General features: G+C 73.2%; 13 protein-coding genes. 10 read left to right on the top strand and 3 right to left on the bottom strand.

Going from position 1 to position 15,176, the window contains the following annotated elements; genetic code table 11:
* Nucleotides 1–210: 210 nt before the first annotated feature.
* Nucleotides 211–2,436: a glycoside hydrolase family 43 protein gene (locus tag CLT68_RS22595; RefSeq protein WP_099853799.1), complete on the bottom strand. Its 2,226-nt coding sequence runs from the start codon at nt 2,434–2,436 to the stop codon at nt 211–213.
* A 154-nt stretch (nt 2,437–2,590) separates the two neighbouring features.
* Between CLT68_RS22595 and CLT68_RS22590 the strand changes: the two genes are divergently transcribed.
* From CLT68_RS22590 to CLT68_RS22560, 7 genes are all read left to right on the top strand, one after another.
* Entirely contained in the window at nt 2,591–3,334 is a 744-nt protein-coding gene (locus CLT68_RS22590; RefSeq protein WP_099853797.1) for an ArsR/SmtB family transcription factor, read from the top strand.
* A gap of 90 nt (nt 3,335–3,424) precedes the next feature.
* Entirely contained in the window at nt 3,425–4,468 is a 1,044-nt protein-coding gene (locus CLT68_RS22585) for a cytochrome P450 (RefSeq protein WP_486482280.1), read from the top strand.
* Nucleotides 4,465–5,286, top strand: a complete 822-nt coding sequence (locus CLT68_RS22580) for an isocitrate lyase/PEP mutase family protein (RefSeq protein ID WP_099853793.1) — start codon at nt 4,465–4,467, stop codon at nt 5,284–5,286. The genes CLT68_RS22585 and CLT68_RS22580 overlap by 4 nt, the downstream gene beginning before the upstream one ends.
* A gap of 100 nt (nt 5,287–5,386) precedes the next feature.
* Nucleotides 5,387–6,355: a DUF5715 family protein gene (locus CLT68_RS22575; RefSeq protein WP_099853791.1), complete on the top strand. Its 969-nt coding sequence runs from the start codon at nt 5,387–5,389 to the stop codon at nt 6,353–6,355.
* A 5-nt stretch (nt 6,356–6,360) separates the two neighbouring features.
* On the top strand, nt 6,361–7,950 hold the full coding sequence (locus CLT68_RS22570; RefSeq protein WP_099853789.1) for an asparagine synthase-related protein: 1,590 nt from the start codon (nt 6,361–6,363) through the stop codon (nt 7,948–7,950).
* 59 nt (nt 7,951–8,009) lie between these two features.
* Nucleotides 8,010–8,840, top strand: a complete 831-nt coding sequence (locus tag CLT68_RS22565) for a MerR family transcriptional regulator (protein WP_099853787.1) — start codon at nt 8,010–8,012, stop codon at nt 8,838–8,840.
* 70 nt (nt 8,841–8,910) lie between these two features.
* Complete coding sequence (locus tag CLT68_RS22560) at nt 8,911–9,387, top strand: DUF1203 domain-containing protein (protein WP_099853785.1); 477 nt, start codon at nt 8,911–8,913, stop codon at nt 9,385–9,387.
* 25 nt (nt 9,388–9,412) lie between these two features.
* On the opposite strand, the gene CLT68_RS22555 is transcribed toward CLT68_RS22560, so the two are convergent.
* Nucleotides 9,413–10,663 (bottom strand): SLC13 family permease, encoded by a 1,251-nt coding sequence (locus tag CLT68_RS22555; RefSeq protein ID WP_099853783.1) that lies wholly within the window; start codon nt 10,661–10,663, stop codon nt 9,413–9,415.
* A 186-nt stretch (nt 10,664–10,849) separates the two neighbouring features.
* On the bottom strand, nt 10,850–12,295 hold the full coding sequence (locus tag CLT68_RS22550; protein ID WP_099853781.1) for an LVIVD repeat-containing protein: 1,446 nt from the start codon (nt 12,293–12,295) through the stop codon (nt 10,850–10,852).
* Nucleotides 12,296–12,433: 138 nt separating this feature from the next.
* On the opposite strand from CLT68_RS22550, the gene CLT68_RS22545 reads away from it, so the two are divergent.
* Genes CLT68_RS22545 through CLT68_RS22535 form a run of 3 tightly spaced genes read left to right on the top strand, consistent with a single transcriptional unit; the run spans nt 12,434 to nt 15,059 of the window.
* Nucleotides 12,434–13,147: a DUF305 domain-containing protein gene (locus CLT68_RS22545; protein ID WP_099853778.1), complete on the top strand. Its 714-nt coding sequence runs from the start codon at nt 12,434–12,436 to the stop codon at nt 13,145–13,147.
* A 26-nt stretch (nt 13,148–13,173) separates the two neighbouring features.
* Nucleotides 13,174–14,397 (top strand): sensor histidine kinase, encoded by a 1,224-nt coding sequence (locus CLT68_RS22540; protein WP_099853776.1) that lies wholly within the window; start codon nt 13,174–13,176, stop codon nt 14,395–14,397.
* Nucleotides 14,394–15,059 (top strand): response regulator, encoded by a 666-nt coding sequence (locus CLT68_RS22535; RefSeq protein ID WP_099853774.1) that lies wholly within the window; start codon nt 14,394–14,396, stop codon nt 15,057–15,059. Before CLT68_RS22540 ends, CLT68_RS22535 begins: the two co-directional genes overlap by 4 nt.
* Nucleotides 15,060–15,176 lie beyond the last annotated feature (117 nt).

Raw genomic sequence — 15,176 nt, 5'->3', positions numbered from 1 at the left:
GGCGCGCAGTCGACGAGGGGTTCGGTTGCTTCTGAACGTTGTCCTGTTCATGCGGCTGCTTCCATCCGCCCAGGCTGCGGGCGCTAGGGCCTCGACTTGCCGAAGTGGCGCCGCGGCTCCTTCAGGGTAGGGCAGTCGGCAAGTGCGTCAATGGATACGACGTTGACCGGGTCGAAGGGCCCCCCGCACCTCGTCAGGGGGCCCGCCGCTCTAGCGGTAGAAGCGCAGGTAGTCGAACTCGGCGGTGACCGCCGGTTCGGCGCCGCCGTGCGCCACCAGGCCGATCCGGGGAGTGGTGTCGGCCGGGAACGTCCACACCGCAGCCCACGTCCAGGTACGCCCGTCCCGGCTGGAACCGGCCCGGAACTCGTGCTCCCCGGTGGCCGGGTCGACGTGGTGCGCCAGTCGTAGCCAGGTGGTGGTGGCCGGGGTGCCGACGATGCTGCCGCCGTAGACCGGCTGGCCGGCGAAGGGCAGCTCGTAGCCGTACTCGACCTGCCGGGTGTTCCAGATCGCCACCTGGGTCAGCCGGGCGAACCGGTCGTCGTCCACGTAGGCGACCAGGCCCGCCTGCTGGTAGTTGCGGACGGACTCCTCACCCAGGTCCAGCGTCACCTTCGTCTCGACGACGTAGTCGCCGCGCGGCGCGTCGCGCAGCAGCACACCGGCGGTGTTGCCGGTGCCGGTGAGGTCGGCCGACTGCACCGGCCAGCGCAGCGCGCCGTCGGCGGCGGTGACCGCCGGGTCGTCGCGGACCCACCGCCAGTCGCCGTCGAGCCCATCGGTGAACTCGTCGGAGTACGCCCGCAGCGGCGCCCCGACGCGGGGCTCGGGCACCGCCCTCCTCGCCGGCTGGAACAGTCGGGCCACGCTGACGTTGTCGAACTCGGCCGGACCACCGGCGGCGGCCAGCCCAGGGCGCCCCGCGACCGGGCGGTCCAGCCGCAGCGACACCACGGCGACCTGGTCACCGAGGCGGGCCGGGCTCAGTTCGGCGACGAGTTGCTGTCCGCGTACCTCGATGGCCAGGTTGTGCGGGTCGGCCAGGTCGAGCCCGACGGGCAGCGGCGTGCTCGCGCGGCGGCGGCCGTCGCTGGCCACGAGCCGGCCGGCGGCCGCGTCGACGCGGACCTCGACCCGGTCGCCGAGGGTGACCCCGGCGCTGGCCGCGCCGGTGAGCCGCAGGTCGGTCTCCGCGCGCACGTCACCGCCCACAGTGGTACGACTGGTCAGCGCGCCGCTGCCGATGAGCCGGCCGTCGGTGACCCGCCACTGGCCCGTGGCACGTCGCCAGCCGGCCAGCCCGGTGTTGTCGAACCGGTCGTCGACCCGGCCGGTGGTCACCGGTGCGGGTCGGGCGCCCTCGGACGGTCCGGCGCCGGCGTTCACGGCCGGCCAGCCGTCGATCCAGTCGAGGCGGTCGAGCAGCATCGGGCGTTCGTTGATGCCGAACGGCTCGTCGAGGTATGGGTCGGCGCGGTCGATCGCGTGGTAGACGATCCAGTCCTGGCCGGACAGGTCGGTGAGGAAGCCGTTGTGCCCGGTGCCGATCCACCGGTTGCCGTTCTGGGTCAGCACCGGCGTGCCACCCGCCCGGGACGCGGTCAGCGCGACGCCGTCGCGGTCGGTGAACGGGCCGCGCGGGCTGCGCGCGCGTCCCACCTGGACGGAGTAGCCGGTGGCCGGGCCGGCGCAGCAGTTGGCCGTTGAGGCGAACAGGTAGTACCAGCCGTCGTGGCGCAGCACGTAGCTGCCCTCGAACTTGTTGTCGATCGCCACCTGGGTGGGTGTGCCCACGGCGGTCAGCCCGTCCGCGCTGAGCTCGGTGACCGAGATGCCGCCGTAGTAGCTGCCGTAGTAGAGGTAGCCCCGGCCGTCGACGTCGGTGAACTGGCTGGGGTCGATGGTCCACAGATAGCCGCCGCCCCCGCCGGGGCGGGGGGCCACCACGGGTTGCGCGGCGAAGGTCCACGGGCCGGTCGGGGTGGGCGCGGTGGCCGCGCCGATGGCGTAGTCGCTGCCCTCGGCGGAGACGGTGGTGTCGGTGACCGTCACGTACATGACCCACTGATCGCCGACGCGGCGCACGTCAGGTGCCCAGAAGGCCGCACCGGGCGCCGCGTACGGTGGCCGCTGCTCCGGACCGAACGCGTCCCCGACGTACGCCCAGTCGACCAGGTTTGCCGAGCGGGCGGTGGGCACCCGGTGGAACTCGTGCTCGCCCTCGCGCAGCGGGTCGGTGGTGCCGTAGGCGTACCAGAAGCCGTCGTCGCCGCGCACGATGACCGGGTCGGCGAACGTGTCGCCCACCCCGACCGAGATCGGATTGTCGTAGCGGGACGGCCCACCGGAGCCGGCGGCGGGTGGGGGCGCCAACGTGGCCAGGATCAGACCGAGCGCGGCGGCGAGCGCGCCGCCGCGGCGGAGGTGTCGCATGTGGACCTGCCTCGGGGGAGTGGGCGTGGGGTCGTGCCCTCGTTTCTACAACGATGGATACAACGTTGTAAAGAGATCGACGCCTGCGGTCTCGCGTACCCGCGTGCCGCACCCGGCCGCTCACCGCGCCGGTGGCCGGGGCGATGATGGGGCCATGAGTGGTGGCACCGAGGGCCGGGGAATGGCCGAACTCGCCGCGCTGCTGGCCGACGGCACCCGGGCCGGCATCTGCCTCGCGCTGCTCGACGGCCGGGCGTGGACCGCCGGGGAATTGGCCCGCCGCGCCGGGGTCGCCCCGTCGACGGCCAGCGACCACCTCACCCGGCTGGTCCGGGGCGGGCTGCTGGTCGAGGAACGGCAGGGCCGGCACCGCTACCTGCGGCTGGCCGGGCCGTCGGTGGCCCAGCTGATCGAGGACCTGGCCGGGCACGCGCCGACCCCACCCGCGCCGGTCGGGTCGCTGCGGGCCGCCACCGCGAGCGCCGCTCTGGCGTACGCCCGGACCTGCTACGACCACCTGGCCGGGCGCCTCGGTGTGCTGATGTACGACGCGCTGCTGGCCGACGGACGGCTGGACCGGTCCAGCGGGTTGGCGCTGACCGCCGACGGGTGGGCGTGGGCGGCCGACCTGGGCGTACCCGTGCAGGTGCTGCGCACCGCCCGCCGCCCGGTGGTCCGCGACTGCCTCGACTGGACCGAACGCCGCTCGCACCTGGCCGGGGCGCTCGGGGCGGCACTGTGCCGCCGCTTCACCGACCTGGGCTGGATCACCCAGGGCGCCGGCCGCGCGATCCGCCTCACCCCGATCGGTCGCGTCGCCCTGGCCGAGACCCTGCACGTCCCGGACGACACCCTCACCCCCACGTCGCCCCCGACACCCACCAGCGGCCGAGCCTGACCCTCCCGCCCACCCCGCCAGCGGCGGGGCGCGCGCGGTCGGCGGGACTGTTCGGTGGGAAGCGAAGGGTTCGGGTTCTACGGTCGGGCCGTGACTGACAGCTGGCCTGACATCGCTCCCGCTCCCGGAACGCCGGACTGCGGCCCGCCCTCGTTCGAACCGGAGCGCGGTTGGTGGGTGACGCGGCACGCCGACGTACGGGCGGCGCTCACCGACCCGGCCTTCCGGGTGCCGGCCGTCGAGAGCGGCCCGCCCGGCACGCTCGCCTGGCTGCGCGCCTCGGTCAGCCGGTTCAGCCCGCCGCAGCGGCACGCCGAGCGCCGGGCGGTCGTGGTGAGCGCGCTGACCGAGCTGGACCCGGACGAGCTGCGGCACGAGACGGCCCGGCTGACCGTCGCTGTCCTGGACCGGGCCGGCGACCGCCTCGACGTGACGCGTGACGTGGCCCGGGTGGTGCCGCTGCGGGTGCTGGCCGGTCGGCTCGGTTTCGCCGATCCGGCAGCCGCCGGGACGGCGGTCGCTGTCGTCGCTGCCGCGTACCACCCGGGGGTTGATCCGGCGCTGGCCCGGCGGGCCGACCAGGCGGTCGCGACGTTGCTGGCGCTCGCGCCGCCGGGCCCGCCGGAGGTACGGGCGAACCTGATCGGTCTGCTGGTCCAGGCGTGCGACGCGACGGCCGGTCTGATCGGTGCCGCCGCCCACCACCTGCTGCCACCGCTCGGCGGCCTGCCGGGCGGTGTGCCCGGGCCGGCGGAGACCGGCGCGATGCTGGCCGAGGTGCTGCGGCTCGACCCGCCGGTGCGGGCGACCCGGCGCGTCACCACCGCCGGGGTACGCCTGGGTGGGCGGGACCTGCCGGCGGGCAGCCCGGTGCTGCTGCGCTTCGACGCCGCCAACCGTGATCCGCGGGTGTTCCGCGAGCCGGCGGCGTTCCGGCCCGGTCGGCCCGGTGCGGGTCTGCTGACCTTCGGGGCGGGGGAGCGCGGCTGCCCCGGCGACCGGCACGCCCTGGCCCTGGCCGCCGGGGTGTTCGACGTGCTGCGCGCACGCTGCCGGCGTCTCCGAGCCGACCTGCGCCACGAGCCGCACCCGACCCTGCGTGTCCCGACGAACCTGGAGGTGAGCGTCCGATGACCGACCGCCGTGCCGACTTCCGTGCCCTGCACCACACCGGCCGACCCCTGCTGCTGCCGAACGCCTGGGACCACGCCTCGGCGGCGGCGCTCGCCGCGCGCGGCCACCCGGCGATCGGCACCACCAGCCTCGGGGTCGCCGCGGCCGCGGGCCGACCCGACGGCACCGCGGCCACCGCGCAGGAGACCCTGGCCCTGGCCCGCCGGCTGGCCAACCTGCCGGTGCTGCTCAGCGTCGACATCGAGGCCGGGTTCAGCGATGATCCGGCGGCGGTCGCCGGGTACGTGGCGGAGCTGGCCGTGCTCGGCGTGGTCGGCATCAACCTGGAGGACGGGCGTGCCGACGGCACCCTCACCGAGCCGGACTGCGTCGCCGCCAAGGTCGCGGCGGTGAAGGCGGCGGTGCCGGACCTGTTCGTCAACGCCCGGACCGACACCTGGTGGCTGGGGGTGGACGACCCGCTGCCGCAGACTCTCGCCCGGGCCCACGCCTACCGGGCCGCCGGCGCCGACGGGATCTTCGTGCCCGGCATCGTCGACCCGGCCACGCTGCGCGTGCTCACCGGGCGGATCGACGCCCCGGTGAACGCGCTGTACCAGCCGGGTGGACCAGGACCGGACGAGCTGGCCGCCGCGGGGGTTGCCCGGGTCAGCACCGGCTCCCTGCTGTTCCGGGTGGCGCTGGCCGCCGCGCTCGCCGCCGCCGACCAGGTACGCGCCGGCGGGCTCGCGGCGCCGGTAGGGCTGCCGTCGTACGCCGAGGTGCAGGGCCTGGTGCCGCCGAGCGCCGGTGTCCAACCGGACGGTCGGCTCCCTTAGGAGTAGATAGGAGGATTGTTCGGTCCCCTCCGGTCTTGGCAATTACGGTGTGTTACAGGGCGAACCACCCAGTGTCGTGACCGGAGAAGGGACCCCCGTCATGCGTGTGCCCAGCCGTAGCCCGGGACAGCAACCCGGTTCGCCCGTGTCGCCCACCGCGCCGGCACGCCGCCGGCCCCCCGGCACGACTCCCCGCCGCCTTCCCACCCCCGAGCCGGACCTCGCCGCCTACCGGACAGCCGTCGCCGAGCTCCTGGTCGAGGTGGGCGCGCTGGCCGACGCGTCGAGCACCCGCGCTCGACAGGTGCTCATCGACGAACGACTGCGCGAACCGGCGCTCGCCGACGTCCTCGACGCCACCCCGCAGGGGCTGATCGGCGCCCGCGAGACGCTGCTGCTGGAGATGGCCCGCTACCAGCCGAACGACCGCACCTCGGCGCGCGACCTCACCGCGCTGGTCCGGATCTACCTGCTCTCCCGCATCGACGTGCTGTGGTGGCAGGACGCCCCGACGTTCCTCACCGACGACCAGGTCAACGGCAGCGCCGAACTGGTCGACCTGGAATGGCTGCGCCGCCGCGACCTGCTGGGCTTCCGCTACCAGGAGCAGCCCGCCACCATGCTGGGCCGGGCCGCGCGCGGGCTGCGTCGGCGGCTGCGACCGGACCTCACCCCGCGTACGGCGGGGCTGCTGTTCCGTCGGGCACGACGCGAGGTGGTGGCGCTGCTCAACGACATCGCACGCGAGTTCGCCGCCGCCGCGCCGCCGGCCACCCCGCCGCTGTGGGTGACCAGCCTGGTCCGCAGCGCCGAGCACCAGTACCGGCTGCGCCGCCTGGGGTACGCCGCGATGCTGCCCAGCGGGCACTGCCTCGGCTACTCAGTCGACGTCGAGCTGGCCTGGTTCGAGCGCTTCAGCGCGCGGGACACCCTCGCGGAGGTGCTGCTGAACAGGCAGCGGGCCGGGGAGCTGAACGTGATCGACGAGGGGCAGGCCTGGCACCTGTGCCTCGCGCCCACCGCCCGGCGTCGCCTGCGCCGGGCCTACGAGGCCGAGATGGGGGCCTGACCCCGGTGTGCGGCATCGCGTTGAGCATCGGCCCCGAGGCCGACCCGGCGACGTTCCGGCGGATGCTCGCCGTCCTGGCCCCCCGCGGTGAGGTCACCGAGACCCGGTCCGAGAACGGCCTGCTCGCCGGCACCCGCCGGCTTCGGGTCGTCGACCGGGACCGGGCGGTGCAGCCGTGGACCTCGACCGATGAGCGCTGGCTGCTCTGCTTCAACGGAGAGATCTTCAACTACCGGGAGTTGCGCGCCCAACTGACCCGCCTCGGGCAGGCCTTCCGGACCGAGAGCGACACCGAGGTGCTGCTCGCCGCGTTCCAGCAGTGGGGCGAGGCGGCGGTGACCCGGCTGCGCGGCGAGTACGCCTTCGCGGTCGTCGAGCGGGCCACCGGCCGGACGTACCTGGCCCGCGACCCCATCGGGGTCAAGCCGCTGTACTGGTCCCGCCGGCCCGGCTGCCTGCACCTCGCCTCCGAGGTCAAGGCACTCGTCGGGCACGGTGCCCCGATCGCCGAGGTGCCGCCCGGGCACCACGGCTGGGCCGAGGCGGACGGGCACGTGCGGCTGAACCCGTACGTCGACCTGCTCACCATCGGTGACGGCCTGCCGATCATCGACGACCCGGACGAGGCCGCCCTGCTCGTCCGCGCCGCGCTGAGCGACTCGATCCGGATGCGGGTGGAAACCGACCTGACCGTCGGGGTGGTGCTCTCCGGTGGGCTGGACAGCTCGCTGACCCTGCGGCAGGTGCGCGACATCCACCCGGACTGCGTGGCGGTCACCGTCGGCGCTGCGGACAGCCCCGACGTGGCGTACGCCCGGCGGCTCGCCGCTGACCTCGACGTGCCGCACGTGGTGGTCGAGCTGCGTCCGCGCGACATCCGGCTCGCGGACGTCCGCGAGGCGATCCGGATCTCCGAGCTGACCGAGTACGGCGACATCATCAACGCGGTCGTGTCGGTGCCGATCTTCCGACGGCTCCGTGACCTGGGCATCAAGGTGGTGCTCACCGGCGACGGCTCCGACGAGCTGTTCGGCGGCTACCGGATGTACCACCAGGTCGGCCCGGCCGCGGCCCGCCGACTGTTCCTGCACCGCATCCGCAATCTGTGCCGTACGGAGTTGCAGCGCGTCGACCGGGCCGCCATGGGGCACGGGGTGGAGGCGAGGTTGCCGTTCCTCGACCTCAGTGTGGTGGAGCTGGCGATGCGGCTGCCGCTGGATCTGAAGCTGCGCCACGGGCAGGAGAAGTGGATCGTCCGGCGGGCGTTCGCCGACGTGCTGCCCGACTACATCCTGCGCCGCCCGAAGAACCCGATGTCGTACTCGTCGGGGTTGCACGAGCGGGTGCGACTGTACAAGCCGCTCTTCGCCCGGCTGCACCGCTCGTTCGGCTACGACCTGCAGGAGCCGGTCCGCCGGGACTTCGACAGTGTCCTGAGCCGCTGCGGCAACGACCTGGACCGGGCCATCGCCGACGGGCTGACCCGGCCCGACTACACGGTCCTGGAGCACGCCCGCGACCTGGTCGGTGCGGCCAGGTGGAACGCCGCGCCGATGGTCCGTCGGCTGGTCGGCCCACGCCCGGCCCGCCGCTGAACCGCCCCGCAGGCCACGCTTGACTCTGACACGGTGTCAGGGACGAGCGTGGAGGGACCATGTTCACCATCGGAGACTTCGCCAGACTCGGCCGGGTGTCGGTGCGGATGCTGCGCCACTACGACAGCATCGGCCTGCTGCGCCCCGCCAGCGTCGACCCGCACACCGGTTACCGCTTCTACCGGGCCGACCAGCTGCGCCGGCTCAACCGGGTGATCGCCCTCAAGGAGTTGGGCCTCACCCTCGAACAGGTGCGCGCGATCGTCGACGACGCCGTCGACGTGGCCGAGCTGCGCGGCATGCTGCGGCTGCGCCGAAGCCAACTGGCGGAACAGCTGGCTGCCGACACCGCCCGGTTGACGGCCGTCGAGGCGAGGCTCCGTTTGATCGAGTCGGAGGGTCGGATGACCACCCAGGAGGTCGTACTCAAGGAGATCGTGCCGGTCCGCGTCGCGGAGTTGACCGCTGTTGCGCCCAGTTACCAGGGCGAGGACATCGGCCCGGTGATCCAACCGCTCTACCCGGAGTTGTTCCGTCGGCTGGCCGGCGCGGGGATCACGCCGGCGGGGCCGAGCATCGCCTGGTACGAGCCGGCCCCGGGCGACGACGGCGACGCGGTGGTGGTGCATGCCGGGGTGACCGTGGGGGTCGGGGCGGAGGCCGCCTCCGACGTCGCGGTGGTGGATCTGCCCGCGGTGCGCACCGCCGCGACGATCATCCACCACGGTGCAATGGACGACGTGGAGGAGAGCATGCAGGTCCTCGCCCGGTGGATCGAGGACAACGGCTACCGCACCGACGGGTTCGCCCGGGAGGTATACCTCGACTACTGTCCGGACGCCCCGGAGAAGGGCGTCACCGAACTCCAGCTCGCCGTCCACCGGGACTGATTGACCGGCGGCCCAGCGTCAGGTCCGATCGCCGCCAGCACTCCCGCCGTCACCGCGCCAGGCTGGACCGATGACGAACAGCACCACGTTCCGCGTCCACGCCCTGCCGGCCGCCGCGCTCGACACCGTCCGCCGGGCCGGCCGGGACGCTGCCGACCGGCCCGTCGAGTCGCTCCGAGCCGGTGGCGGCGAAGCCCTGCGCTGCTGTCTGCGCGATGCCGACGAGGGTGAGGAGCTGCTGCTCTTCGGGTACGCGCCGCCGGGCGCCGCCGGCCCGTACCGGGAGATCGGACCGGTCTTCGCGCACGCCACCGCCTGCCCCGGCCCGGACCCGGCGGGCGGGCACCCGCCGGCCTGGCGGGGGCGACCCCAGGTCCTTCGGGCGTACGACCGGCAGGGCCGCATCTGCGGCGGCCGGCTGCACGACGGCACGGACCCGGAGGGGGTGATCGCCGAGCTGCTGGCCGACCCGACGGCGCGTGAGCTGCACAGCCGCAACGTGGTGTACGGCTGCCTCATGTTCGTCGTGCGGCGGGCGACCGGGTGAACCTGGCCCTGCTCGGCGCGAGCGCTCAGCTGACCAGCAGCAGCGCGCCGACAGCGGCGAGGGTGCCGGTGACCGCGAGCATCGTGCTGGTCACCACGAACCGGGTCACCGGCACCCTCACCCCGGCGGCCCGGCACCGCTCGAACCACAGCAGGGTGGCCAGTGACGCCCAGGGGGCGGCCAGCGGGCCGACGTTGGTGCCGATCAGCAGGGCCAGCAGACGGGTGTGGTCGCCGGCCGGCAGCACCGACTCCCCGGCCAGGTAGGCGGGGAGGTTGTTCACCGCGTTGGACAGCAAAGCGCCGGTGCCGCCCGCGCGCAGCGCGCCCAGCGCCCCGCCGTCGGTGCCCAGCAGGTTGCCCACCAGGTCGTCCAGCCCGTGCCGGCCGAGGGTCTGCACGACCAGGAACAGGCCGGTGACGAAGAGCAGCAGCCGCACCGGCACCAGCCCGGGGCGCAACGTGGCGGGGGACCGGACCACGAAGCCGAGCAGCACCAGCGCGAGCGCGACGGTGGAGGCGAGCCCGATCTCCACCCCGGCGACGATGCCGGCGACGAAGAGCAGGCAGCCGGCGAGCGCGGTGCGGTGCAGCACCGGATCGGCCGGTACGTACCGGGCCGGCGCAACGAACCGTCCCCCTACCGGCCGCTCGCGCCGCCACCAGGCGTACCAGAGCAGCGCCATGGTGACCGCCACCGCAGCGAGCTGCGGCAGCGCCATCCGCTCGGCGTACGCCAGCGGTGTCAGTCCGACCCGGTCGGCGGCCAGGAGGTTGGTCAGGTTCGACACCGGCAGCAGCAGGCTGGCGGTGTTCGCCAGCCAGACGGTGGTGATCGCGAGCGGGGCGGCGGGGACGCGCAGGTTGCGGGCCAGCGCGAGCAGCACCGGGGTGAGCAGCACTGCGGTGGTGTCGAGGTTGAGCACGAGGGTGGTCACCGTGGCCAGCCCGCCGCAGAGCAGGAACAGGGCAGCCCACCGGCCCCGGGCGGCGATGGCCAGCCGGCTGGCCAGCACGTCGAAGACGCCGGCGACGGCGGTCAGCTCGGCGAGCACGATCACGGTGCCGAGGAAGAGCAGCAGCGGCAGGATCCGGTGCAGTGTCGCGGTGGTCTCCGCGCGGGGCAGCAGCCCGCTCAGTGCGCAGGCCGCGCCGACCACGGCGAGGACGACCGCGACCAGGTCCAGCGGGTGGGGTCGCCAGCGCCTGGTCGGCTCGGGCGGTGCGGGCGGCGCATCGGCGACGGCGGCAAGCTTCACGTCTGACGACGTTCGCATGACGGTCGGTCTGCCGCCCGCGCTGGCATCGCCGTCGTGACCAGCCCCACCATCGCCGGGGGAGCGCGATCGGCCGGGCGAGGTGGCCCGGTGCGGGGGAACCAGACAGACCGGGCGGACCTGCCCGAACACGACCGGGCCCGGCCCCCGGGGATCGGGGGCCGGGCCCGGTTTCGTGCCCGGTGCCTACCAGCCCAGGTAGCTGGGCTGGGTCTGCACGTTGAGCTCCTTGTAGCGGGTCAGGTTGGCCGTCCAGGTACGCCAGTCGTTCAGCTCCAGGACGTCCAGGCCCTTCACCATGTCGTTGGAGTAGATGTGGCCGTTGTAGTAGTACGCGGACCAGGTGCCACCACCGACGGGCCTGTCGGCCGACAGCGGACCGCGCTCCCAGAAGGCGATCTCCTTCGGCTTGGCCGAGTCGGTGAAGTCCCAGACCGAGATGCCACCCTGGTACCACGCCTGGACCATGATGTCCTTACCGAGCACCGGAATCAGCGAGCCGTTGTGCGCCACGCAGTTCTCGGTGTCGGAGTTGTTGCGGGGGATCTTGTAGTAGCTGCGGAAGTTCATCTTCCGAGCGTCACCGCGACCACTGATGTCATAGATGGCATCCGCGCCCCGGGTCGGTCCGACGGCCTCGTTGCAGGTCGCGGCGCCGCCGCCACCCAGCTCGTCGGTGAAGATCACCTTGGTGCCGGCGTTGTTGAAGGTGGCCGAGTGCCAGAACGCGAAGTTGACCGTGTCGCGGACCCGGTTGATGACCCGCGGCTTCTCGCGGTTCTTGATGTCGAGCAGGATGCCGTCACCCATGCACGCGCCGGCGGCCAGGTCCTTGGCCGGGTAGACGGTGATGTCGTGGCAGCCGGTGGTCGCCGAGCCGGTCTCACTGCCCGGGAAACCGCCGTCCGGGAAGAGGTTCGGGGCTGCGATCACCGCGGCGTCGGTCGGCTTCTTCACCGGCACCTTGATGATGGAGATCGAGTCGTGCGGCGGCTGGCAGTCCGGGAACTCGGCCCGCGGGCTGTACGACGAGACGTACAGGTAGACCGTCTTGCCGCTCTTGCCCGGCACCAGGGTGTGGGTGTGTGAGCCGCAGGCCGTCTCGACGGACTTGATGTACCGCGGGTTTGCCTTGTCCTTGATGTCGAAGACCTTGATGCCCTCCCAGGACTCCTTCACGTCCGCCCCCTGCGCGGTGCTGTTGCAGGAGTCGTCGCTGCGGGACGAGTCGGTGGAGAGGAACAGCAGGTCACCGTGGACGGAGATGTCGTTCTGCGACCCCGGGCAGAGCACCCGGGACACGACCGTTGGCGCGCTCGGCCGCGAGATGTCGTAGATGACGAAGCCGTTGTAGTTGCCCGCAAAGGCGTACTTGCCCTGGAAGGCGATGTCGCTGTTGGTCGCGTCCAGTGGGGCGACCTTCGGCACGTTGGCGATCTGACGCAGGTTGGGGCTGCTCACGATCTCGTCGACGCCGGGGATCGTGTTGGTGGGGGCGGCAGCTGGCGCCGCCTGGGGCACCACCTGGGCGTTGCTCGCCGGGGCGACGAGGACGCCGGCGACGAGGAAACCGGTCGCGGCGAGCGCCACGATGCGGAGTTGTCGTAACCGTGGCTTGTGGAGTCTGATCATCGGCGAGGCCCTTCGCAAGGGGAAGACGATGGTCGACACCTTACCGCCCGGAGAAGGACGTCGATGTGACCTGTGTCACATGAAAGTGTCTTCTTCAATGGATAACATCGCGATGACCTCGACCCCAGGGAGTTGCCCATGACCAACCGGCGTGCACGAACCCTGGCGATCGTCACACTGGCGCTTGTGCTGCCGCTGGTGGCCTTCATCGTGATCCGCTCCGGGGACGACACCGCAACGGGGGCCGCGCGGCCGGCCTCCGCGCCCGCCACCTCGGCGCCCCCCGCGTCGCCCTCCGCCAGCCCCGTGCCCACCGACCTGACCGTCATCGCGCCCGGTCGTCCGGGTGAGTCGGCGACCACCCGCGCGGCCCACGAGGTCCGCGACGCCGGCCCGGCGCCGCACAACTCGTTGGACGTCTGGTTCGTGCGGATGATGATCCCGCACCACGCGCAGGCTCTGGCGATGGCGGAACTCGCCCCCGACCGGGCCGCCGACCCCGACATCCGCGCGCTCGCCGACCGCATTCGCGCCAGCCAGGGGCCGGAGATGGGCATGATGCGGGGCTGGCTCCAGACCAGCGGGCTCCCGGCGGAGGTCCAGGGGCACGACCACGGCACCATGCGTGGCATGCAGACGCCCGAGGCGATGCGGCAGCTCGCCGCGACCCGTGGCGCGGACTTCGACCGGCTCTTCGTGCGGATGATGACCGAGCATCACGAGGGCGCCATCGAGATGGCCACCAACCTGCTCAAGGTCGGTTCCGACCTGACGCTCAACGAGTTCGCCAACTCGGTCGCCACCGAGCAGACCGTCGAGATCGACCGCATGCGTGAGGTCCTCGGGGGCTGAGCCCGGCCTCCCGGCACGTACGCTGGGTGACCGTGAGACGCACCATGTTCGGTCGGCCGTTGCGCGGCGTCGCCTTCGACGTGGCCGTGTCCGCCCTGGTGGCGCTCGTCAGCCTGACCGCGGCGGTGAACCAGCCCGGCGGCTGGGCGGCCACCCTGGTCGGTGTGGCAATGGCGGCGGCGCTGGTGTTGCGCCGCACCCACCCGAGCGCGGTGACCGTGGTGGTCGCGGCGCTCGCCCTGGTCCAGGTGATCGCCGGGTGGGGCCCGCTCGTCTACGACATCGCCGTCCTGATCGCGCTCTACAGCGTGGTGAAGTACGGCGAACGGCTCCGCGACGGCGTGGTGGCCGGCGCGGTCGCCGCCGTCGGTGTGCTGCTCGCCGCCGCGCAGACCCCCCACGTCGTCCAGTGGTGGATCACCGCGCTGTGGTACGCGCTGGTCACCGGCGCGGTGTGGTTGGTGGCGCTGAACGTGCGGACCCGCCGGCTCTACGTGCTCAGCCTGGAGGAACGGGCCACGACCCTGGAACGCGAACGGGAGGCCGAGTCCCGGGCGGCGGTCGCCGAGGAGCGCACCCGGATCGCTCGTGAGCTGCACGACGTTGTCGCCCACAGCATGGCGGTGATGATCGTCCAGGCGGACGGCGCCCGGTTCATGCTCGACCGTGACCCCGCCCAGGCGCGCACCGCCGTCAAGGTGGTCGCGGACACCGGCCGGCAGGCACTGGAGGAGATGCGCCGGCTGGTCGGCGTCCTGCGCGACGCCGGCCCGGGTGGCGCCGCAGACGGGGCCGACGGGCTCGTGGTGGCCGCTGACCCGGAGCACCGGCGCCTGGCCCTGGCCGAGTTGCCCGACCTGCTGACCCGGTTCGGCGACGCCGGGCTGCGCATCCGCAGCACCGTCACCGGCGCGTCGCCGGCCCTGCCCCCGGGCCTGGAGTTGACCGTCTACCGGGTGGTGCAGGAGGCACTGACCAACGCGCTCAAGCACGCCGGCGTCGGCGCCGGCGTGGAGGTCTGTCTGGCCTACACCGCCGAGGCCGTCGTCGTCCGGGTGGTCGACAACGGCCAGGGCCGCCCGCTGGTCAGCCCCACTCCGTCGGGTGGTCACGGCCTGCTCGGCATGCGGGAGCGGGTGACGGTGTACGACGGCAGCCTCACCGCCGGCCCCCGACCCGTCGGGGGCTGGCAGGTCGAAGTGCGGCTACCGCTACCGTCGGAGCCGGCAACGGAGGTGATCGCGGCATGACGATCCGGGTGGTGATCGTGGACGACCAGGCGCTGGTCCGCGCCGGGTTCCGGATGGTGCTGGACTCCCAGCCCGATCTGGAGGTGGTCGGCGAGGCGATCGACGGCGCGGACGCCCTGCGGGTGCTCGCCCGCACCGAGGCGGACGTCGTCGTGATGGACATCCGCATGCCGACCATGGACGGGGTGGAGGCGACCCGGCGGCTCTGCGCCGACCGGCCCGCCGGCCCGCCCCGGGTGCTGGTCCTGACCACCTTCGACACCGAGGCCGACGCGTTCGCGGCCCTCCAGGCCGGCGCGAGCGGGTTCCTGCTCAAGAACGTCCCACCGGAGGAACTGCTCGCCGCGATCCGGGTGGTCGCCCAGGGCGACTCCGTGGTGGCACCGTCGATCACCCGGCGGCTGCTGGACCGTTTCGCCGGGCAGCTCGGCGCCGGCCCGAGCGCCGACCCCCGGCTGACGCAGCTCACCGACCGGGAACGGGAGGTGCTGCTGCTGGTCGCCCAGGGGCTGTCCAACGCGGAGATCGCCGCCCGGGTGCACGTGGCCGAGGCGACGGTCAAGACCCACGTCGGGCGGATCCTGGCGAAACTCCAGCTGCGTGACCGGGTCCAGGCGGTGGTCCTGGCGTACGAGAGCGGGCTGGTCACACCCGGCGGATGACCCCGCGTACGACCTGGGTCGTAGCGGCCGACGTGTGCACCGCGACCCGGGACGCACGCAGGTCGAGCGCACAGGTGGAGATGGACGGACCGACACCGGCCATAGCGTCGGAGGGGT

The organism is Micromonospora sp. CNZ299, assembly GCF_002754415.1.
The sequence above is the reverse complement of the archived record's forward strand: the minus strand, read 5'-3'. Positions and strand labels throughout refer to the sequence as shown.

Excerpts from the sequence above, each read along its gene's own strand:
- CLT68_RS22545 (WP_099853778.1), top strand. The coding sequence starts at position 12,434 with ATGACCAACCGGCGTGCACGAACCCTGGCGATCGTCACACTGGCGCTT.
- CLT68_RS22555 (WP_099853783.1), bottom strand. The coding sequence starts at position 10,663 with ATGCGAACGTCGTCAGACGTGAAGCTTGCCGCCGTCGCCGATGCGCCG.
- CLT68_RS22580 (WP_099853793.1), top strand. The coding sequence starts at position 4,465 with ATGACCGACCGCCGTGCCGACTTCCGTGCCCTGCACCACACCGGCCGA.
- CLT68_RS22560 (WP_099853785.1), top strand. The coding sequence starts at position 8,911 with ATGACGAACAGCACCACGTTCCGCGTCCACGCCCTGCCGGCCGCCGCG.
- CLT68_RS22565 (WP_099853787.1), top strand. The coding sequence starts at position 8,010 with ATGTTCACCATCGGAGACTTCGCCAGACTCGGCCGGGTGTCGGTGCGG.
- CLT68_RS22595 (WP_099853799.1), bottom strand. The coding sequence starts at position 2,436 with ATGCGACACCTCCGCCGCGGCGGCGCGCTCGCCGCCGCGCTCGGTCTG.
- CLT68_RS22590 (WP_099853797.1), top strand. The coding sequence starts at position 2,591 with ATGAGTGGTGGCACCGAGGGCCGGGGAATGGCCGAACTCGCCGCGCTG.
- CLT68_RS22550 (WP_099853781.1), bottom strand. The coding sequence starts at position 12,295 with ATGATCAGACTCCACAAGCCACGGTTACGACAACTCCGCATCGTGGCG.
- CLT68_RS22535 (WP_099853774.1), top strand. The coding sequence starts at position 14,394 with ATGACGATCCGGGTGGTGATCGTGGACGACCAGGCGCTGGTCCGCGCC.
- CLT68_RS22575 (WP_099853791.1), top strand. The coding sequence starts at position 5,387 with ATGCGTGTGCCCAGCCGTAGCCCGGGACAGCAACCCGGTTCGCCCGTG.